Here is a 15,276-nt window from a genome sequence, read left to right on the forward strand (position 1 = left end):
GCGACGCCGCCGCGGAGTGGCGGCGGGCGCGGGAGCTGTTCGGCGCGGCACGGCGGATCACCGCCCTCACCGGGGCCGGGGTCTCGACGGCCTCCGGCATCCCCGACTTCCGGGGACCCAACGGGGTGTGGACCAGGAACCCGCAGGCCCAGCGGCTCAGCGACATCGACAGCTACCTGGGCGACCCCGAGGTCCGCAGGCAGGCGTGGCGGAACCGGGCACGGCACCCGGCGTGGAGCGCCGAGCCCAATGCCGCGCACCGGGCCTTCGCCGACCTCGCCGGCTCCGGCAGGCTCGGAGTCCTGCTCACCCAGAACATCGACGAGCTGCACCAGCGCGCCGGTCTGCCGGGGGAGAAGGTGCTGGAGCTGCACGGCTCGATGTTCGGCACGGTGTGCATGGACTGCGGTTCGACCGGGTCCATGAAGGCGGCGCTGGAACGGGTGGCCGAGGGCGAGGAGGACCCGCCGTGCCGAGCCTGCGGGGGCATCATCAAGTCGACCACGGTGTCGTTCGGGCAGGCGCTCGACCCTGACGTCGTCCGCGAGGGGCGCCGCGCCGCGCTGGACTGCGACCTGTTCCTGGCCGCGGGCACCTCGCTGACGGTGTACCCGGCCGCCGGGTTCGCCGAGCTGGCCGCCAAGGCGGGTGCCGACCTGGTCATCTGCAACGCCGAACCGACCCCCTACGACGACCTCGCCGCGGCCGTCCTGCGGGGTCCCCTGATCGAGGTGTTGCCGGAACTGGCCGCCGTCGCCTCGGACGACGCGCGGCGACCCCTTCGGACCTGGGGCGACCCCAGCACCTGGAGCTGACCGGCCACCGCCGGCCGCCTTCCACCACCGGCTGACGCGCCGGTGTGTTGTACGTGGGACGTGTGAGCCTTCCCGTTGCAAAAGTGGCAGCTTGCACCCCGAGCGGTGAGACTCCAGTCAGCTCGCCGCCTCGTACGAACAGGCGCGTCGAGGGCGGCAGGAGGAGGTGGCCGTGGTGCAGCTGTCCCGCGCGACCAGCAGAGCCGGCGCCGGAGTCCTCACCGCGGTGACCGCCTTCGTGCTGGCCGTTCCCGGCCCCGCCGCGGCCGCCCCCGAACAACCTCCGCCCGGCCCGCCCGCGGCCACATCGGAAGCGGGCCGGGTGGGGGAGCTGGCCAGCACGCTCGCGGCGGCCGACGCCAAGCTGGTGGCTCTGGCGGCCGAGGTCGAGGTCAAGATGGAGGACGCCAACAAGGCGCGGGTCGACCTGGCCCGCGCCGAGCGCGCCGCGCGCGATGCCCGGCGGGCGGCGGCGGTCGCCCGGGCCGAGGCCGACGCCGCCGCGGAGCGGATCGAGCGCCAGCGCCGCAGGATCGACGAGTTCGCCGCGAGCAGCTACCGGCAGGGCAGCGCGCTCGGCTCGGTGACCGCCTTCGCGGGCACCGGGAGTCCGGAGGAGTTGCTGGCCCGCGCGGAGTTCCTCGACGTGATCAGCCGCTCGGAGCTGGGCGTGCTGGAACGCCTCGAACGAGTCCGGGCGGACAAGGTGAACCGCGACTCGCTGGCCCGCGGGGCGGCGGCCGACGCCGAGCGCAAGCGGGCGGCCGCAGAGCGGGCGCGCCGCGCCGCCGAGGCCGCGGAGCGGACCGCGATCCAGGCCCAGGCCAGGCACCTGGGCCTGGTGGAGCGGCTGGTGGCCGACCGGACCGCCGTCGAGGCGCAGTTGGTTGACGCGCGGGCGCAGACGTCCGGACTCGCCGGGCGGCTCGGTGCGCACGCCGGGTGGTCCGCTTCGCTCGGGATGGCGCTGGGGGAGGGCTACGCCGACGGCGAGACGGCGGACCCGAAGGTGGAGGCGGTGATCCGCCGGGCGCTTTCCCAGCTCGGCGTGATCTACGCGTGGGGCGGCGGGAACGCGTCGGGCCCCACCAAGGGCATCCGCGACGGCGGCGTGGCCGACGCCAACGGCGACTTCGCCAAGGTCGGTTTCGACTGCTCCGGCCTCATGCTCTACGCGTTCGCCGCGGTCGGCGTCGAGCTCGACCACTACAGCGGCTACCAGTACGAGTCCGGGCGCAAGATTCCGCTGGACAGGATGCGCCGCGGCGACATGATCTTCTGGCAGGACGGTGCCAGCACGCACCACGTCGCGCTCTACCTCGGCGGGGGCAGGATGGTCGAGGCGCCGTACTCGGGTGCCCGGGTGCGCGTCACCGACGTCCGCTACGGCGGCATCGCCCCGTTCGCGGTCCGGATGTTCTGACCGCGCCGTCGTGACCGGGCTGTCGTGACCGGGCTGGGCACTGCTTCCGCGATGCTGCGAGCATCAGCGGCATGACGTTGGCGTTCGCTGCGGTGGTGCTGGCCGGTGGGAGCGCGCGGCGGCTCGGCGGAGTGGACAAGCTCGGCCTCGCCGTCGGCGGCCGCTCGATGCTGGACCGCACGCTGGACGCGGTCGCGGAGGCCGACCCGCTCGTGGTGGTCGGGCCGCGCCGAGCCACCGCGGCCGAGGTGGTCTGGGCACGCGAGGACCCGCCCGGCGGAGGACCGCTGGCCGGTCTGAGCGCGGGTTTGCACGTGTTGCCCGAGCGCGTCGAGCTGGTCGCCGTGCTCGCAGGTGATCAGCCGCATCTGACCTCGGCGACCGTCGAGCGGCTGCTCGGCGCCATCGGCTCGGCGGACGGTGCGGTGCTCACCGACGCCGACGGCATGCCGCAGTGGCTGCTGGGGGTGTGGCGGGTGCCGGCCCTGCGCGCGGCGATGCCCGCGCAGGTGCGCAACCTTTCCGCGCGAGCGGTGTTCAAGGAGTTGGGACCGGTGCTCGTTCCCGCGCTCGGCGCCGAGGCGTCGGACGTGGACACGCCCGAGGACCTGCACCGGGCCCGGACCCGCACCCGTTCCTGACCCGGCCTGGGGCGGGCCCGGCCTGACGCCGGAACCGGCGTCGCCGCGGCCTGGATGCGCCTGGGCACCACGCCCGTGATCACCACAAGTCTCCAACCGTGATCACCACGGCCGTGGTGATCACGGTTCCACGGGCCTTTGGCCTGGGAAAAGATGCCTTCTTCGAGTGAATTACGACTGTGATTTCAGTGAAGACCGAAACGAATCGCCTGAGCGGAAGACGAACAGACTGGCGAGGACGGAGGCCGGACCCGACAGGCGGGGATTGGGCGGGCTGCCCATCGAGCGCGAGTGGGCCATCGGCGCTGTTGCTGCCGGCCCGCCGGTCGCCGTGCCGATGCGGCGTGCGTTCTTCACAGTGGTCACACCGGCCGTGCGATTGGCTGAGGTCGGGCTGTTGCCCCCGCGCGTGGGCGGGGCGGTGGCGTGCCAGGATCTTGGTCGGCCGTACCGGCCGGACGGAGGTGCCCGTGCGTGGGCCGACGACGCGGGCGAGAACAGGAGGCTGCAGAAGTGACCGAGCCCGGCAACGGTGAGGGCGGGACCGCGGGAGCGCCGGCTCGCGCCTCGGAGCAGGTGAACACGCCCGCGCGCGACGCGCAGCTGCTGGAGCGCACCGTCTTCGAGGTCAAGCGGGTGATCGTCGGCCAGGACCGGCTCGTCGAGCGGGTGCTGGTGGGGCTGCTCGCCAAGGGCCACATCCTGCTCGAAGGCGTGCCCGGCGTGGCCAAGACCCTCGCGGTGGAGACCTTCGCCAGGGTCGTCGGCGGTTCCTTCTCGCGGCTGCAGTTCACCCCCGACCTGGTGCCGGCCGACATCCTCGGCACCCGGATCTACCGGCAGGGCAGCGAGCGCTTCGACGTCGAGCTGGGACCGGTGCTGGCCAACTTCGTGCTCGCCGACGAGATCAACCGCGCCCCGGCCAAGGTGCAGTCCGCGCTGCTGGAGGTGATGGCCGAGCGCCACGTGTCCATCGGCGGCGAGAGCTTCCCGATGCCGAACCCGTTCCTGGTGCTGGCCACCCAGAACCCGATCGAGAACGAGGGCGTCTACCCGCTGCCGGAGGCGCAGCGCGACCGGTTCCTGTTCAAGCTGCAGGTCGAGTACCCCTCGGCCGAGGAGGAGCGGGAGATCGTCTACCGGATGGGCGTGGCCTCGCCGGAGCCGAACCCGGTGCTGGACCCCGACGAGCTGACCAGGTTGCAGGGCGTCGCCTCGAAGGTGTTCGTGCACCACGCGCTGGTCGACTACGTCGTGCGTCTGGTGCTGGCGACCCGGACGCCCAACGACCACGGGCTCTCCGACATCGCGGGCTGGGTCTCCTACGGCGCCTCGCCCCGCGCCAGCCTGGGCATCGTGGCCGCGGGGCGGGCCCTGGCGCTGGTGCGCGGCCGCGACTACGTGCTGCCGCAGGACGTGGTGGACGTGGTGCCCGACGTGTTGCGGCACCGCCTGGTGCTGTCCTACGACGCGCTGGCCGACGGCATCCCGGTCGACCACATCGTGAACCGGGTGCTGCAGACCGTGCCGCTGCCGCAGGTCTCCGCGCGTCCGCAGGGCGGTCCGCCCGCGCCGGTGGGGGCGCACGCGCAGGGGCCGTCGGGTCCCGGTCACGTGCCGCCGCCCGGTGGCGGGCCCGCCTACGGGCAGGGGCCGCTCGGTCCGACCCAGCACCAGTGAGGGGAGGGCAGGTCGTGCCGGGGGCAGCCCGCGACGAGGGGCGACCCAGCTGGGCGCCGCCGTCGCTGGACAGCGGGCGGTTGCAGGCCGCGTTGAAGTCGCTGGAGCTGACCGTGCGAGGCAGGCTCGACGGGCTCCTTCAGGGCAACCACCTGGGTCTGGTGCCGGGTCCCGGCACCGAGCCGGGGGAGGCGCGGATCTACCAGCCCGGTGACGACGTGCGCCGGATGGACTGGGCGGTCACGGCGCGGATGAACGAGCCGCACATCCGGCAGACGGTCGCCGATCGGGAGCTGGAGACGTGGGTGGCGCTGGACCTGTCGCCGAGCTTGGACTTCGGTTCGGCGGCGTGCGACAAGCGCGAGCTGGCGGTGGCCGGTCTGGCGGCGGTGACGCACCTGACCAGCGGTGGCGGCAACCGGATCGGTGCCGTGATCGACAACGGCGAGCGGCTGGCGCGGATGCCGGCGCGTGGTGGTTCGGCGTATGCGCGGGCGTTGCTGAAGAAGGTCGTGGAGATGCCGCGGGCCGAGGAGGGCACGCGTGGTGATCTGGCGCGGTTGGTGGAGTCGCTGCGGCGTCCGCCGCGCAGGCGCGGGCTGGCGGTGGTGATCTCGGACTTCCTGGGGCCGTTGGAGTGGCAGCGGGCGTTGCGGGGGCTGGGTACCCGGCATTCGCTGCTGGCGATCGAGGTGCTCGATCCCCGGGATGTGGAGCTGCCGGATGTGGGCACGGTTCTGCTGTCGGATCCGGAGACGGGCAAGCAACGAGAGGTGCGGACGACGCCGGTGTTGCGCAAGGAGTTCGCCGCCGCGGCGGCGGCGCACCGCGAGGAGGTGGCGGCTGCGCTGCGGCGTGCGGGCTGTGCGCACCTGGTGTTGCGGACGGACTCGGACTGGATCGCTGATGTCGTGCGGTTCGTGGTGGCGCGCAAGCGGGGTTGGTCCGGGGGAGCGGCTTGATGTTGAGTTTGTCGGGCTTCGCGGCCCCGTGGTGGTTCCTGCTGCTGGTGGTCGTCGTCGGTCTGGTCGGTGGCTACCTGTGGGCGCAGCGCCGGCGGCGCAAGGACACGCTGCGGTTCAGCAATCTGGAGGTGCTGGACCGGGTGGCGGGCAAGGGCCAGGGGTGGTCCAAGCACGTGCCCGCGGCGTTGCTGGGTGTGGCGTTGATCCTGCTGACGGTGGCGTTGGCGGGGCCGACGGCCGAGCAGCGGATTCCGCGCAACCGGGCGACGGTGATGCTGACGGTGGACGTGTCGTTGTCGATGAAGGCCACCGATGTGGAGCCGAACCGGTTGGAGGCGGCCAAGGTGGCGGCCAAGGAGTTCGCCGACCAGCTGACGCCGGGTATCAACCTGGGTCTGGTGTCGTTCGCGGGTACCGCGACGGTGCTGGTGATGCCGACGACCGACCGGGCGAGCGTGAAGCAGGCCATCGACAACCTGAAGTTGTCGGAGGCGACGGCGACCGGTGACGGGATCAACGCGGCGATGTCGGCGATCGACTCGTTCGGGAAGATGGTGGGTGGTCCGTCGGGTGCGCCGCCCGCGCGGATCGTGCTGATGGCCGATGGCGGTCAGACGATTCCGAGGGAGCTGGACGCGCCGCGGGGTGCCTACACCAAGGCGCAGGAGGCGAAGAAGGCCAACATCCCGATCTCGACGATCTCGTTCGGCACCAAGCACGGCAGCATCGAGATCGAGGGTGAGCAGGAGTTCGTCGAGGTCGACGACGAGGCGATGCAGGAGATCGCGCGGTTGTCGGGCGGGGAGTTCCACAAGGCGGCCAGTGCCGAGCAGCTGCGGGAGGTCTACGCGACGCTCGGGGAGCAGATCGGCTACGAGATCAAGCACACAGATGCCAGCAAGCCGTGGTTGGTGCTGGGTACTCTTGCCGCGATCGTGGCGGCCGGGGTGGGTCTGTTCCTGGGCCGCCGGCTTCCTTAGACACTGCCTCGACACACCCGGGAGTGGTCGACCGTGCGCGGTTCGGGTCCTGCGGGCGCTGCGGAGTTCCTGCGCGAGTTCGTGAAGTCGCCGACGACGACGGCGGCGGTGGGGCCGAGTTCGCGGTTCCTCGCCGATCAGATGGTGGCTCCGGTGCCGGGTCGTGGTGAGCCGGTGGTGGTGGAGCTGGGGCCGGGGACGGGTGCGTTCACCGCGGCGATCCAGCAGCGGTTGGGTGGTCGTGGTCGTCATCTGGCGTTGGAGCTCAACGCCCGGTGGGCGGCTGATCTCGGGCGGCGGTTCCCGGATGTGGAGACGGTGTGCGCGGACGCGCGTGCGCTGCCGGAGCTGTTGGCCGAGCGCGGGTTGCGGGCGGATGTGGTTGTCAGCGGTCTGCCGTGGGCTGCGCACACTGCGGTGGACGGGGTGCCGCTGGTGCGGTTGGTGGCTGATGTGCTGGTGCCGGAGGGGGCGTTCACGCAGTTCGCCTACACCTGGACGCGGTGGGCGCCGCCTGCGCGGCGGCAGTTGCGGGATCTGCGGGCGACGTTCGAGGAGACGGTGATCAGCCGGACGGTGTGGCGCAACGTGCCGCCGGCGCTGGTGTACCTGGCTCGCCGGCCGCGGTGAGGTCCGTTCCGGGTCAGTAGTCGGTGCGGAAGTTGCCGATGAAGGTGATCCGGTTGCCGTCGGGGTCGGTGATGGTGGAGAGCCGGACGTCCTTGCTGGCTGTTTCGACGGGTCCGGTGGTCAGGCCGCGGCTGTCGAGTGCAGTGCGGTGCCGGTCGAGGTCGTCGACGGCGAAGTTGAGCAGGGCGGTGCCCGCGCGGGTGGGGTCGCGGTAGACCTGGACCCAGCCGTTGGTGGTGATCCGCCATTCGACGAGTCCGTCCATGGGGCGGTTGTGGGGGGGCGGTCGAACAGGCGCTCGTACCAGGGTTCGGCGGTGTCGATGTCGGACACCGGGACGACGGCCAGCAGGTGTTGGATGGGCATGTCGGCTCCTCGTGTGTCCGTGTCCGGCCATGCTGTCCGGTGTGGTTCTGGTTGTCCATTGTGTAGTGGTTTTCCGGGTGTTGCGTGGTGGATGACTCATCGGCGGTGGGCGGCGGCTGATTGTCGTGTCCTCGGTGGCGGGGTTACGTTGCGGGGATGCCTGACGCCGTGGTCTCCGGGTTTCGCGAGGTGCCCCTGCTGGTGGAGCTGGGTGCGGCGCTGCTGCTGTCGAGCCTGATCGGGCTGGAGCGGGAGATCCGGGCGAAGAGTGCCGGGATGCGCACGCATGCGCTGGTCGGTGTGGGTGCGGCGGTGTTCATGCTGGTGTCGAAGTACGCGTTCGGGGATCTGCTGGTGTTCGACCGGGTGTCGTTCGACCCGTCGCGGGTGGCGGCGCAGATCGTTTCGGGGATCGGTTTCATCGGTGGTGGGCTGATCTTCGTGCGGCGGGATGCGGTGCGGGGGCTGACGACGGCGGCGACGGTGTGGGTGGTGGCCGCGGTGGGGATGGCCTGCGGTGGTGGGCTGTTCCTGCTGGCGGCGGCGACGACGGCGGCGCATTTCGCGGTGGTGCTGGGCTATCCGCGGTTGCTGCGGCTGGTGCGGCGGTCGTTGCGGGAGCCGCAGGTGATGCGGATCGGCTACCTCGACGGGCACGGCGTGCTGCGCAGCGTGCTGACCTTGTGCACGAGCCGGGGCTGGCGGGTGCTGGATCTGGAGGTGGAGCGGGAGGACACCGACGACCAGCAGCAGCGGGTGGCGGTGGTGGCGATCCGGGTGAGCGGCAAGGAGCCGGTGTCGTCGCTGGTCGGTGAGGTGGGTGTGCTGCCGGGGGTGTTGCACGCGGCGGCGGGGGAGTCGGTGGAGGCCGGCTTCTGAGCCTGGACTGATCGTCCAGCTTGTACAGGTGATCCAGCGCCGGTCCACTGTGTACGCGTTGTTGTCGGGGCTGGCGGACCGGAGGAACCGGTCGTGACCGCGTTTGCCCGATTTCTGGCGCGCACGGGGTGCAGCGATCCCAGGTCGGCGCTGGAGGCGTTCGCCGGGTGGTTGCGCGGCCGGATGTGACCGGAACCCGTCACCGCCTGGTTCGGCGGGTCGCGTGCGGGAAGAATCGGCGCGGAAGCGGTGGCCGGGTGGAACGGGGGCGTGTGCGTTGTCGGAGTACATCGAGGCGCGGTTCGAGGTCTTGGACGAGCGTTTTTCCGGGGTTGGCGGGGACGGGCTGGTCGAGCGGCTGTGCACCGGTTGCCGCTGGACGGAGGGCCCGGTGTACTTCGCGGCGGGCCGCTACCTGCTGTTCAGCGACATCCCCAACGACCGGTTGCTGCGCTGGGACGAGACCACCGGCGCGGTCGGGGTGTTCCGGGCGCCCGCCGGGTACACCAACGGCCACACCGTCGACCGGCGGGGCCGGCTGGTCAGCTGCGAGCAGGGGCACCGGCGGGTCGCGCGCACCGAGCACGACGGCTCGGTGACGGTGCTGGCCGAGCGGTGGAACGGCAGGCGGTTGAACAGTCCCAACGACGTGGTCGAGCGGGCGGACGGGTCGGTGTGGTTCACCGATCCCAGCTACGGCATCGACAGCCACTACGAGGGGCATCGCGCCGAGAGCGAGATCGGTGCCTGCCACGTCTACCGCGTCGATCCGGCCACCGGCGAGGTGCGTGCCGTCGCGCAGGACTTCGACCGCCCCAACGGTCTGGCGTTCTCTGCCGACGAGCAATGCCTCTACGTCGCCGACACCCGGCGCAAGCACATCCGGCTGTTCGACGTCGCCGACGACGGCGCGTTGTCGGGTGGCGAGGTGTTCGCCACCTGCGACGCGGGCAGCTTCGACGGGTTGCGGCTGGACGCGCTGGGCCGGGTGTGGGCGGCGGCCCACGACGGCGTGCACTGCTTCGACGCCGACGGCACGCCGCTGGGCAAGCTGCTGTTGCCGGAGGTGGTGTCGAACCTGGTCTTCGGCGGGCCCAAGCGCAACCACCTGTTCATCACGGCGAGCTCGTCGGTGTATGCGTTGCGGGTCAACTTCAACGGGGTGGCGTATCCGCGGTGAGCGCGCGGGCGACCAGTGTGGCCAGGTGCACCGGTTCGGTGCCGGTGGCCTGGCGCAGCTGGGTACGGCAGCTGAAGCCGTCGGCGACGATGTCGGTGCCGGGTTCGGCGGCGCGCACCGCGGGCAGCAGGGCGTGTTCGGCGCAGGCCATCGACACCTCGTAGTGGCCGCGTTCGAAGCCGAAGTTGCCCGCCAGGCCGCAGCAGCCGGAGTCCAGCACGCGGGCGCGGGTGCCGGTGGCCTCCAGGGCGGCGCGGTCGGCGTCGAAGCCGAGCTCGCTGTACTGGTGGCAGTGCACCTGCACCAGTGACTCCGGGGCGCTGCCGGCCTCGCGGGTCCACTGGGAGCGGGTCGGCTCGACCCATTCGGCGAAGGTCCTGGTCGCTTCGGCCAGCGCGGTGACGTCGGGGTCGTGCGGGGCCAGTTCGAGCGCGTCGTTGCGCAGGAACGCCGTGCAGCTGGGTTCCAGGCCGACCACCGGCAGTCCCGCCTGGACCTGGGAGCGCAGGGCGCGGGCGCTGCGGCGGACCATGCGCCGGGCGATGCCGAGCTGGCCGGTGGAGGCCCAGGTCAGGCCGCAGCAGACCTGGCGCCGGGGCAGGTCCACGGTGTGGCCCAGTGCCTCCATCGCGGTCACCGCGTCCTGGCCGACGTGCGGGTCGAAGTGGTTGGTGAAGGTGTCGGGGAACAGCACCACCGACGGTTGTTCCAGGCGGCGGCCGCGCTCGAACCACCAGGCGCGCAGCGTCTGCGCGGCCAGCGGCGGGACGGCGCGTTCGGGGGCGATGCCGCCGACCCGCTTGAGCGGGCCCGCGGCCTTGCTGGTGAGCACCCGGTTGGCCAGCCGGGGCGTGTGCTGGCCCAGTGCCAGCCACAGCGGGAGGAAGCCCATCGAGTAGTGCGAGGCGGGGCGGGGGCGGTACCGGTAGTGGTGGTGCAGGAACTCGGCCTTGTAGGTGGCCATGTCCACCCCGACCGGGCAGTCGGTCTTGCAGCCCTTGCACGACAGGCACAGGTCCAGGGCCTCGCGGACCTCGGGTGAGCGCCAGCCGCTGGTGATGAGGCGTCCGGCCAGCATCTCGAACAGCAGGTGGGCGCGGCCGCGGGTGGAGTGCTTCTCCTCGCGGGTGGCGCGGTAGCTCGGGCACATCACCCCACCTGTGGTGTTCAGGCACTTGCCCATGCCCACGCAGCGGCGGGAGGCCGGTGCGAGGTCGCCGTCGTCGGCGTGCAGCGCGAGCGTGGTGCGGGTCGGGATGCGCGGGGGCGCGACCAGCACGCGCAGGTCGGAGTCCAGCGGGCGAGGGCGCACGATCTGGCCGGGGTTGAACAGGTCGTCGGGGTCGAACGCGGCTTTGAAGCGCTCGAAGCCGCGGATGATCTCCGGCGGGTACATCCGTGACAGCAGCTCCGAGCGGGCCTGGCCGTCGCCGTGCTCGCCGGAGACCGACCCGCCGTGGGAGACCACGAGGTCGGCCGCGGCTTCCAGGAACGCCCGGTAGTCGGCCGCGCCGGAGGTGCTCATCAGGTCGAAGTCGATGCGCACGTGGATGCAGCCGTCGCCGTAGTGGCCGTAGGTGACGCCGCGGCGGCCGAAGCGCTCCAGAAGCGCGTCGAACTCCCGCAGGTAGGTGCCCAGGTGCTCGGGCGGCACGGCGGCGTCCTCCCAGCCCGACCAGCGTTCGGTGCCGTCGGCCAGCCGCGTGGAGTAGCCCGAGCCCTCCTCGCGGATCTTCCACAGCGCGGCCATCCTGGCGGGTTCGACGTGCACGACGGTCTCGGCGCGTTCGCCCATGGCGCGCGCGATGCGCTGCGCGGCGGCTTCGGCCTCGGCGCGGTCGGCGCCGCCGACCTCCACCAGCAGCCAGCTGCGCCCGCCGGGCAGTAGCCGAAGGGCGGGGGAGGAGGGGTTGCGCTGGCCGACGACCTCGACCAGCTCGGAGCTCAGGCCCTCGATGGCCAGCGCGTCCAGTCCGCGCAGGTCGGTGACCTGGTCGGCGGCGGCGTAGCTGTCGGGGAAGCCCAGGACGGCCATGGCGCGGGCGCCCGGTGTCTCGACCAGCGGGACGGTGGCGCCGAGCACGGTCGCGCAGCTGCCCTCGGTGCCGACCAGGGCGCGGGCGAGGTCGAAGCCGTTCTCGGGCAGGAGCTGGTCGAGGTTGTAGCCCGACACCCGGCGCCGCAGGTCGGGGAAGGAGCCGCGGACCAGCTCGCCGAGGTCGTCGCGCAGGGCGCGCAGGTCCTGGTAGAGCCGTCCGGTGCGGTCGCCCCGCGCGCACAGCGCGGTGAGCTCGTCGTCGGAGGTGGGGCCGGTCTGCAGGCGGGTGCCGTCGGAGAGGAGCACGTCCAGCGAGCGGACGTTGTCGACGGTCTTGCCCCAGGCCACCGAGTGGGTGCCGCAGGAGTTGTTGCCGATCATCCCGCCGAGCGTGCAGCGGCTGTGGGTGGAGGGGTCGGGGCCGAAGGTCAGCCCGTGCGGGGCCGCCTGCGCCCGCAGCGAGTCCAGCACTACGCCGGGCTGCACTCGCGCCAGGCGGCGCTCGGGGTCGAGCTCGAGGATCCGGTTCATGTGCTTGGAGAAGTCCAGCACCAGGCCAGGGCCCACGGCGTTGCCCGCGATGCTGGTGCCCGCGCCGCGGCCGGTGACCGGCACCAGGTGCGCGCGGGCCACCGCCACCGCGGCGGCGACGTCGTCCTCGTCGCGCGGGTAGGCCACCGCCACCGGGACCTGCCGGTAGTTGGAGGCGTCGGTGGAGTACAGGGCCCGGGTGCCCGGGTCGAACCGGGCCGGGCCCCGCAGCGCCGCGCGCAGGTCGGCGGCGAAGTCCTGCGTGGTGGTCTGCATCTGCGCTCCCGAGGCGTGGTGGGTACGGCACCGCGCAGTGTGCCGGTGATCGGCACTGTAGGTGAACCACGACACGGGGGCCGGATTTCTGTATGGGTGCGATGAGAGCGGCCCGGTGCTCAGCCGATAGTGTCGCGGCTGGTTGAGAGCGAATCATGGATTCGCGCAGGCTCGCATGTGGAGGTAGATCGACAGTGGCACGGTCCGTACTGGTGACCGGCGGGAACCGCGGCATCGGGTTGGCCATCGCGAGGGCGTTCCAGGCCGCCGGGGACAACGTCGCGGTCACCCACCGCGGATCGGGTGCCCCGGAGGGGCTGCTGGGGGTGCGCTGCGACGTCACCGACACCGAGCAGGTCACGGCCGCCTTCGACGAGGTGGAGGCCGCGCACGGCCGCGTGGAGGTGCTGGTGGCCAACGCGGGCATCACCGACGACGGGCTGCTGCTGCGGATGGACGACGAGCAGTTCGGCCGCGTCATCGAGGCGAACCTGGCCGGGTCCTACCGGGTCGCCAAGCGGGCGGCGAGCAGCATGCTGCGGCTGCGCCGGGGCCGGATCGTGTTCATCTCCTCGGTGGTGGGGCTCTCCGGCGGCGCGGGCCAGGCCAACTACGCGGCGAGCAAGGCGGGCCTGGTGGGCCTGGCGCGCTCCATCGCCCGCGAGCTGGGCTCGCGCAGCATCACCGCCAACGTCGTCGCGCCCGGTTTCGTCACCACCGACATGACCGACGTGCTGGAAGAGGACCGCAAGAAGGAGATCCTCGGCCAGATCCCGCTGGGCCGGTTCGCCTCCACCGACGAGGTCGCGGGCACCGTCCAGTGGCTGGCCTCCGACGCGGCGGCCTACGTCACCGGTGCGGTGATCCCGGTCGACGGCGGCCTGGGCATGGGGCACTGACCACCCCGGTCACTTCTCTCACACCTTTCTTCTCGAGATTTCCAACGCAAGCGGAGGATGTACGTGTCCGGATTGCTCGAAGGCAAGCGGCTGCTGATCACCGGTGTGATCACCGACGCCTCGATCGCCTTCCACGCCGCCAAGGTCGCCCAGGAGCAGGGCGCCCAGGTCGTGCTGACCGGGTTCGGCAGGCTGGGGCTGGTCGAGCGTATCGCCAAGCGGCTGCCCGAGCCGGCGCCGGTGATCGAGCTCGACGTCACCAACCAGGAGCACCTGGACGGGCTGGCCGACAAGGTGCGCGAGCACGCCGACGGACTGGACGGCGTGCTGCACTCCATCGGCTTCGCCCCCGCCAGCTGCCTGGGCGCGCCGTTCCTGGACGCGCCGTGGCAGGACGTCTCGGTGGCCCTGGAGGTCTCGGCGTACTCGCTGAAGTCGCTGACGACCGCGGCGCTGCCGCTGCTGGGCGAGGGCTCTTCGGTCGTGGGCATGGACTTCGACGCCCGGGTGGCCTGGCCTGCCTACAACTGGATGGGCGTGGCCAAGGCGGCGCTGGAGTCGACCAACCGCTACCTCTCCCGCGAGCTGGGCCCCAGGGGCATCCGGGTCAACCTGGTCTCGGCCGGCCCGGTGCGCACGATGGCGGCCAAGTCGATCCCGGGCTTCAGCGACCTGGAGGAGAGCTGGGGCACCCGGGCGCCGCTGGGCTGGGACGTCAACGACCCGACGCCGGTGGCGCGCTCGGTGTGCGCGGTGCTGTCGGACTGGCTGCCCAAGACCACCGGTTCGATGATCATGGTCGACGGCGGGGTGCACGCCCTGGGCGAGTGAGCCCGCGGACCTGCGCGCGAAGCCCCCGCATCCCCACGGGTGCGGGGGCTTTTCCGCGGCCGGGCACTGGCGCACCCCGGCTGCGCGGCCACCGCGCTGCGGGGCCATGATGGACCGGTGAGCTTTGACGCGTTGCTGTTCCTGTCGTTCGGAGGACCGGAAGGCCCGGAGGACGTCCGGCCGTTCCTGGAAAACGTCACCAGGGGCAGGGGAGTGCCGCCCGAGAGACTCGACGAGGTCGCCGAGCACTACCTGCACTTCGGCGGCGTGTCACCGATCAACCGGCTCAACCGGGACATGATCAAGGCGCTGGAGACCGAGCTGGCCGACGCCGGCATCGAGCTGCCGGTGTACTTCGGCAACCGCAACTGGCACCCCATGGTCGAGGACACCGTGGCGAGGATGGCCGAGGACGGGGTCGGCCGCGCACTGGTGTTCGCCACCTCGGCGTGGGGCGGCTACTCCGGCTGCAAGCAGTACCACGAGGACATCGTGCGGGCCCGGGAGTCGGTCGGCGAGCGGGCTCCGGAGCTGGTGAAGCTGCGGCAGTTCTTCGACCACCCCGAGTTCGTGGCGGCCAACGCCGACGCCGTGCGCCGCGCGCTGGCCGCGCTGGAGCCCGGCCAGGCCGAGCGGGCGCGGCTGGTGTTCACCGCGCACTCCGTTCCGCTCAAGGCCGACGAGCAGCCCGGCGCCGACGGCAGGCCGCAGTGGTACTCCCGCCAGGTTGCCGAGGCCTCCAAGCTGGTGGCCGAGGCGGCCGGCGTCACCGACTACGACGTGGTGTGGCAGTCCCGCTCCGGCCCGCCGCAGGTGCCGTGGCTGGAGCCCGACATCGTCGACCACATCGAGGCGCTGCACGGCCAGGGCACCCCGGCGGTCGTGGTCAGCCCGATCGGGTTCGTCTCCGACCACCTCGAGGTCATCTGGGACCTGGACAACGAGGCCAAGGACAAGGCCGCCGAGCTGGGCATGGGCTTCGCGCGGGCCGACACCGCGGGCACCGACCCCCGCTTCGCGAAGATGATCGTCGAGCTGGCCGCCGAGCACCTCAGCGGTCAGCCGCCGCGCAAGCTGTCGCTGCTGGCCGCCGCCGGCTGCAGCACCAACGGCGAGACCTGCGCGCCCGGCTGCTGCTAGGG

Annotated in this window: 14 protein-coding genes; 12 read left to right on the forward strand and 2 right to left on the reverse strand. The window is 72.2% G+C overall.

The features are described from left to right. Nucleotides 1–35: 35 nt before the first annotated feature. From HUO13_RS19955 to HUO13_RS19985, 7 genes are all read left to right on the forward strand, one after another. Nucleotides 36–815: an SIR2 family NAD-dependent protein deacylase gene (locus HUO13_RS19955; protein WP_211903007.1), complete on the forward strand. Its 780-nt coding sequence runs from the start codon at nt 36–38 to the stop codon at nt 813–815. A gap of 172 nt (nt 816–987) precedes the next feature. Beyond that, a complete protein-coding gene (locus HUO13_RS19960) occupies nt 988–2,238 on the forward strand; it encodes an NlpC/P60 family protein (protein WP_211896646.1) in 1,251 nt (416 codons plus the stop codon). A gap of 71 nt (nt 2,239–2,309) precedes the next feature. Next, on the forward strand, nt 2,310–2,879 hold the full coding sequence (gene mobA / locus HUO13_RS19965; protein ID WP_211896647.1) for a molybdenum cofactor guanylyltransferase: 570 nt from the start codon (nt 2,310–2,312) through the stop codon (nt 2,877–2,879). Between the two features lie 513 nt (nt 2,880–3,392). Then, a complete protein-coding gene (locus HUO13_RS19970; RefSeq protein WP_211896648.1) occupies nt 3,393–4,559 on the forward strand; it encodes an AAA family ATPase in 1,167 nt (388 codons plus the stop codon). Nucleotides 4,560–4,573: 14 nt separating this feature from the next. After that, nucleotides 4,574–5,521, forward strand: a complete 948-nt coding sequence (locus HUO13_RS19975) for a DUF58 domain-containing protein (RefSeq protein ID WP_211896649.1) — start codon at nt 4,574–4,576, stop codon at nt 5,519–5,521. 2 nt (nt 5,522–5,523) lie between these two features. After that, nucleotides 5,524–6,504: a VWA domain-containing protein gene (locus HUO13_RS19980; protein ID WP_211903008.1), complete on the forward strand. Its 981-nt coding sequence runs from the start codon at nt 5,524–5,526 to the stop codon at nt 6,502–6,504. Between the two features lie 33 nt (nt 6,505–6,537). Continuing rightward, complete coding sequence (locus tag HUO13_RS19985) at nt 6,538–7,134, forward strand: class I SAM-dependent methyltransferase (RefSeq protein ID WP_211896650.1); 597 nt, start codon at nt 6,538–6,540, stop codon at nt 7,132–7,134. A gap of 13 nt (nt 7,135–7,147) precedes the next feature. On the opposite strand, the gene HUO13_RS19990 is transcribed toward HUO13_RS19985, so the two are convergent. Continuing rightward, the gene (locus tag HUO13_RS19990) at nt 7,148–7,399 is read right to left on the reverse strand and encodes a VOC family protein (protein ID WP_249123882.1); all 252 of its coding nucleotides are present in this window, start codon (nt 7,397–7,399) and stop codon (nt 7,148–7,150) included. Between the two features lie 257 nt (nt 7,400–7,656). Here HUO13_RS19990 and HUO13_RS19995 point away from each other — a divergent pair, with 257 nt between their 5' ends. Both HUO13_RS19995 and HUO13_RS20000 read left to right on the forward strand, forming a co-directional pair. Beyond that, nucleotides 7,657–8,379 (forward strand): MgtC/SapB family protein, encoded by a 723-nt coding sequence (locus tag HUO13_RS19995; protein ID WP_211896651.1) that lies wholly within the window; start codon nt 7,657–7,659, stop codon nt 8,377–8,379. A 277-nt stretch (nt 8,380–8,656) separates the two neighbouring features. Continuing rightward, nucleotides 8,657–9,559: an SMP-30/gluconolactonase/LRE family protein gene (locus HUO13_RS20000; RefSeq protein ID WP_211896652.1), complete on the forward strand. Its 903-nt coding sequence runs from the start codon at nt 8,657–8,659 to the stop codon at nt 9,557–9,559. Here HUO13_RS20000 and HUO13_RS20005 read toward each other — a convergent pair. Next, complete coding sequence (locus HUO13_RS20005; protein ID WP_211896653.1) at nt 9,534–12,404, reverse strand: FAD-binding and (Fe-S)-binding domain-containing protein; 2,871 nt, start codon at nt 12,402–12,404, stop codon at nt 9,534–9,536. The genes HUO13_RS20000 and HUO13_RS20005 overlap by 26 nt on opposite strands. Nucleotides 12,405–12,598: 194 nt before the next feature. Here HUO13_RS20005 and fabG point away from each other — a divergent pair, with 194 nt between their 5' ends. The 3 genes from fabG to HUO13_RS20020 all read left to right on the forward strand — a co-directional run bounded on the left by fabG (nt 12,599) and on the right by HUO13_RS20020 (nt 15,274). Then, on the forward strand, nt 12,599–13,303 hold the full coding sequence (gene fabG / locus HUO13_RS20010) for a 3-oxoacyl-ACP reductase FabG (RefSeq protein WP_282973874.1): 705 nt from the start codon (nt 12,599–12,601) through the stop codon (nt 13,301–13,303). A gap of 63 nt (nt 13,304–13,366) precedes the next feature. Further along, entirely contained in the window at nt 13,367–14,134 is a 768-nt protein-coding gene (gene fabI, locus HUO13_RS20015) for an enoyl-ACP reductase FabI (protein WP_211896655.1), read from the forward strand. Nucleotides 14,135–14,251: 117 nt separating this feature from the next. Further along, on the forward strand, nt 14,252–15,274 hold the full coding sequence (locus HUO13_RS20020; protein ID WP_211896656.1) for a ferrochelatase: 1,023 nt from the start codon (nt 14,252–14,254) through the stop codon (nt 15,272–15,274). The last annotated feature ends 2 nt before the right edge of the window (nt 15,275–15,276 follow it).

This window comes from Saccharopolyspora erythraea (assembly GCF_018141105.1).
GTDB lineage: Bacteria > Actinomycetota > Actinomycetes > Mycobacteriales > Pseudonocardiaceae > Saccharopolyspora_D > Saccharopolyspora_D erythraea_A.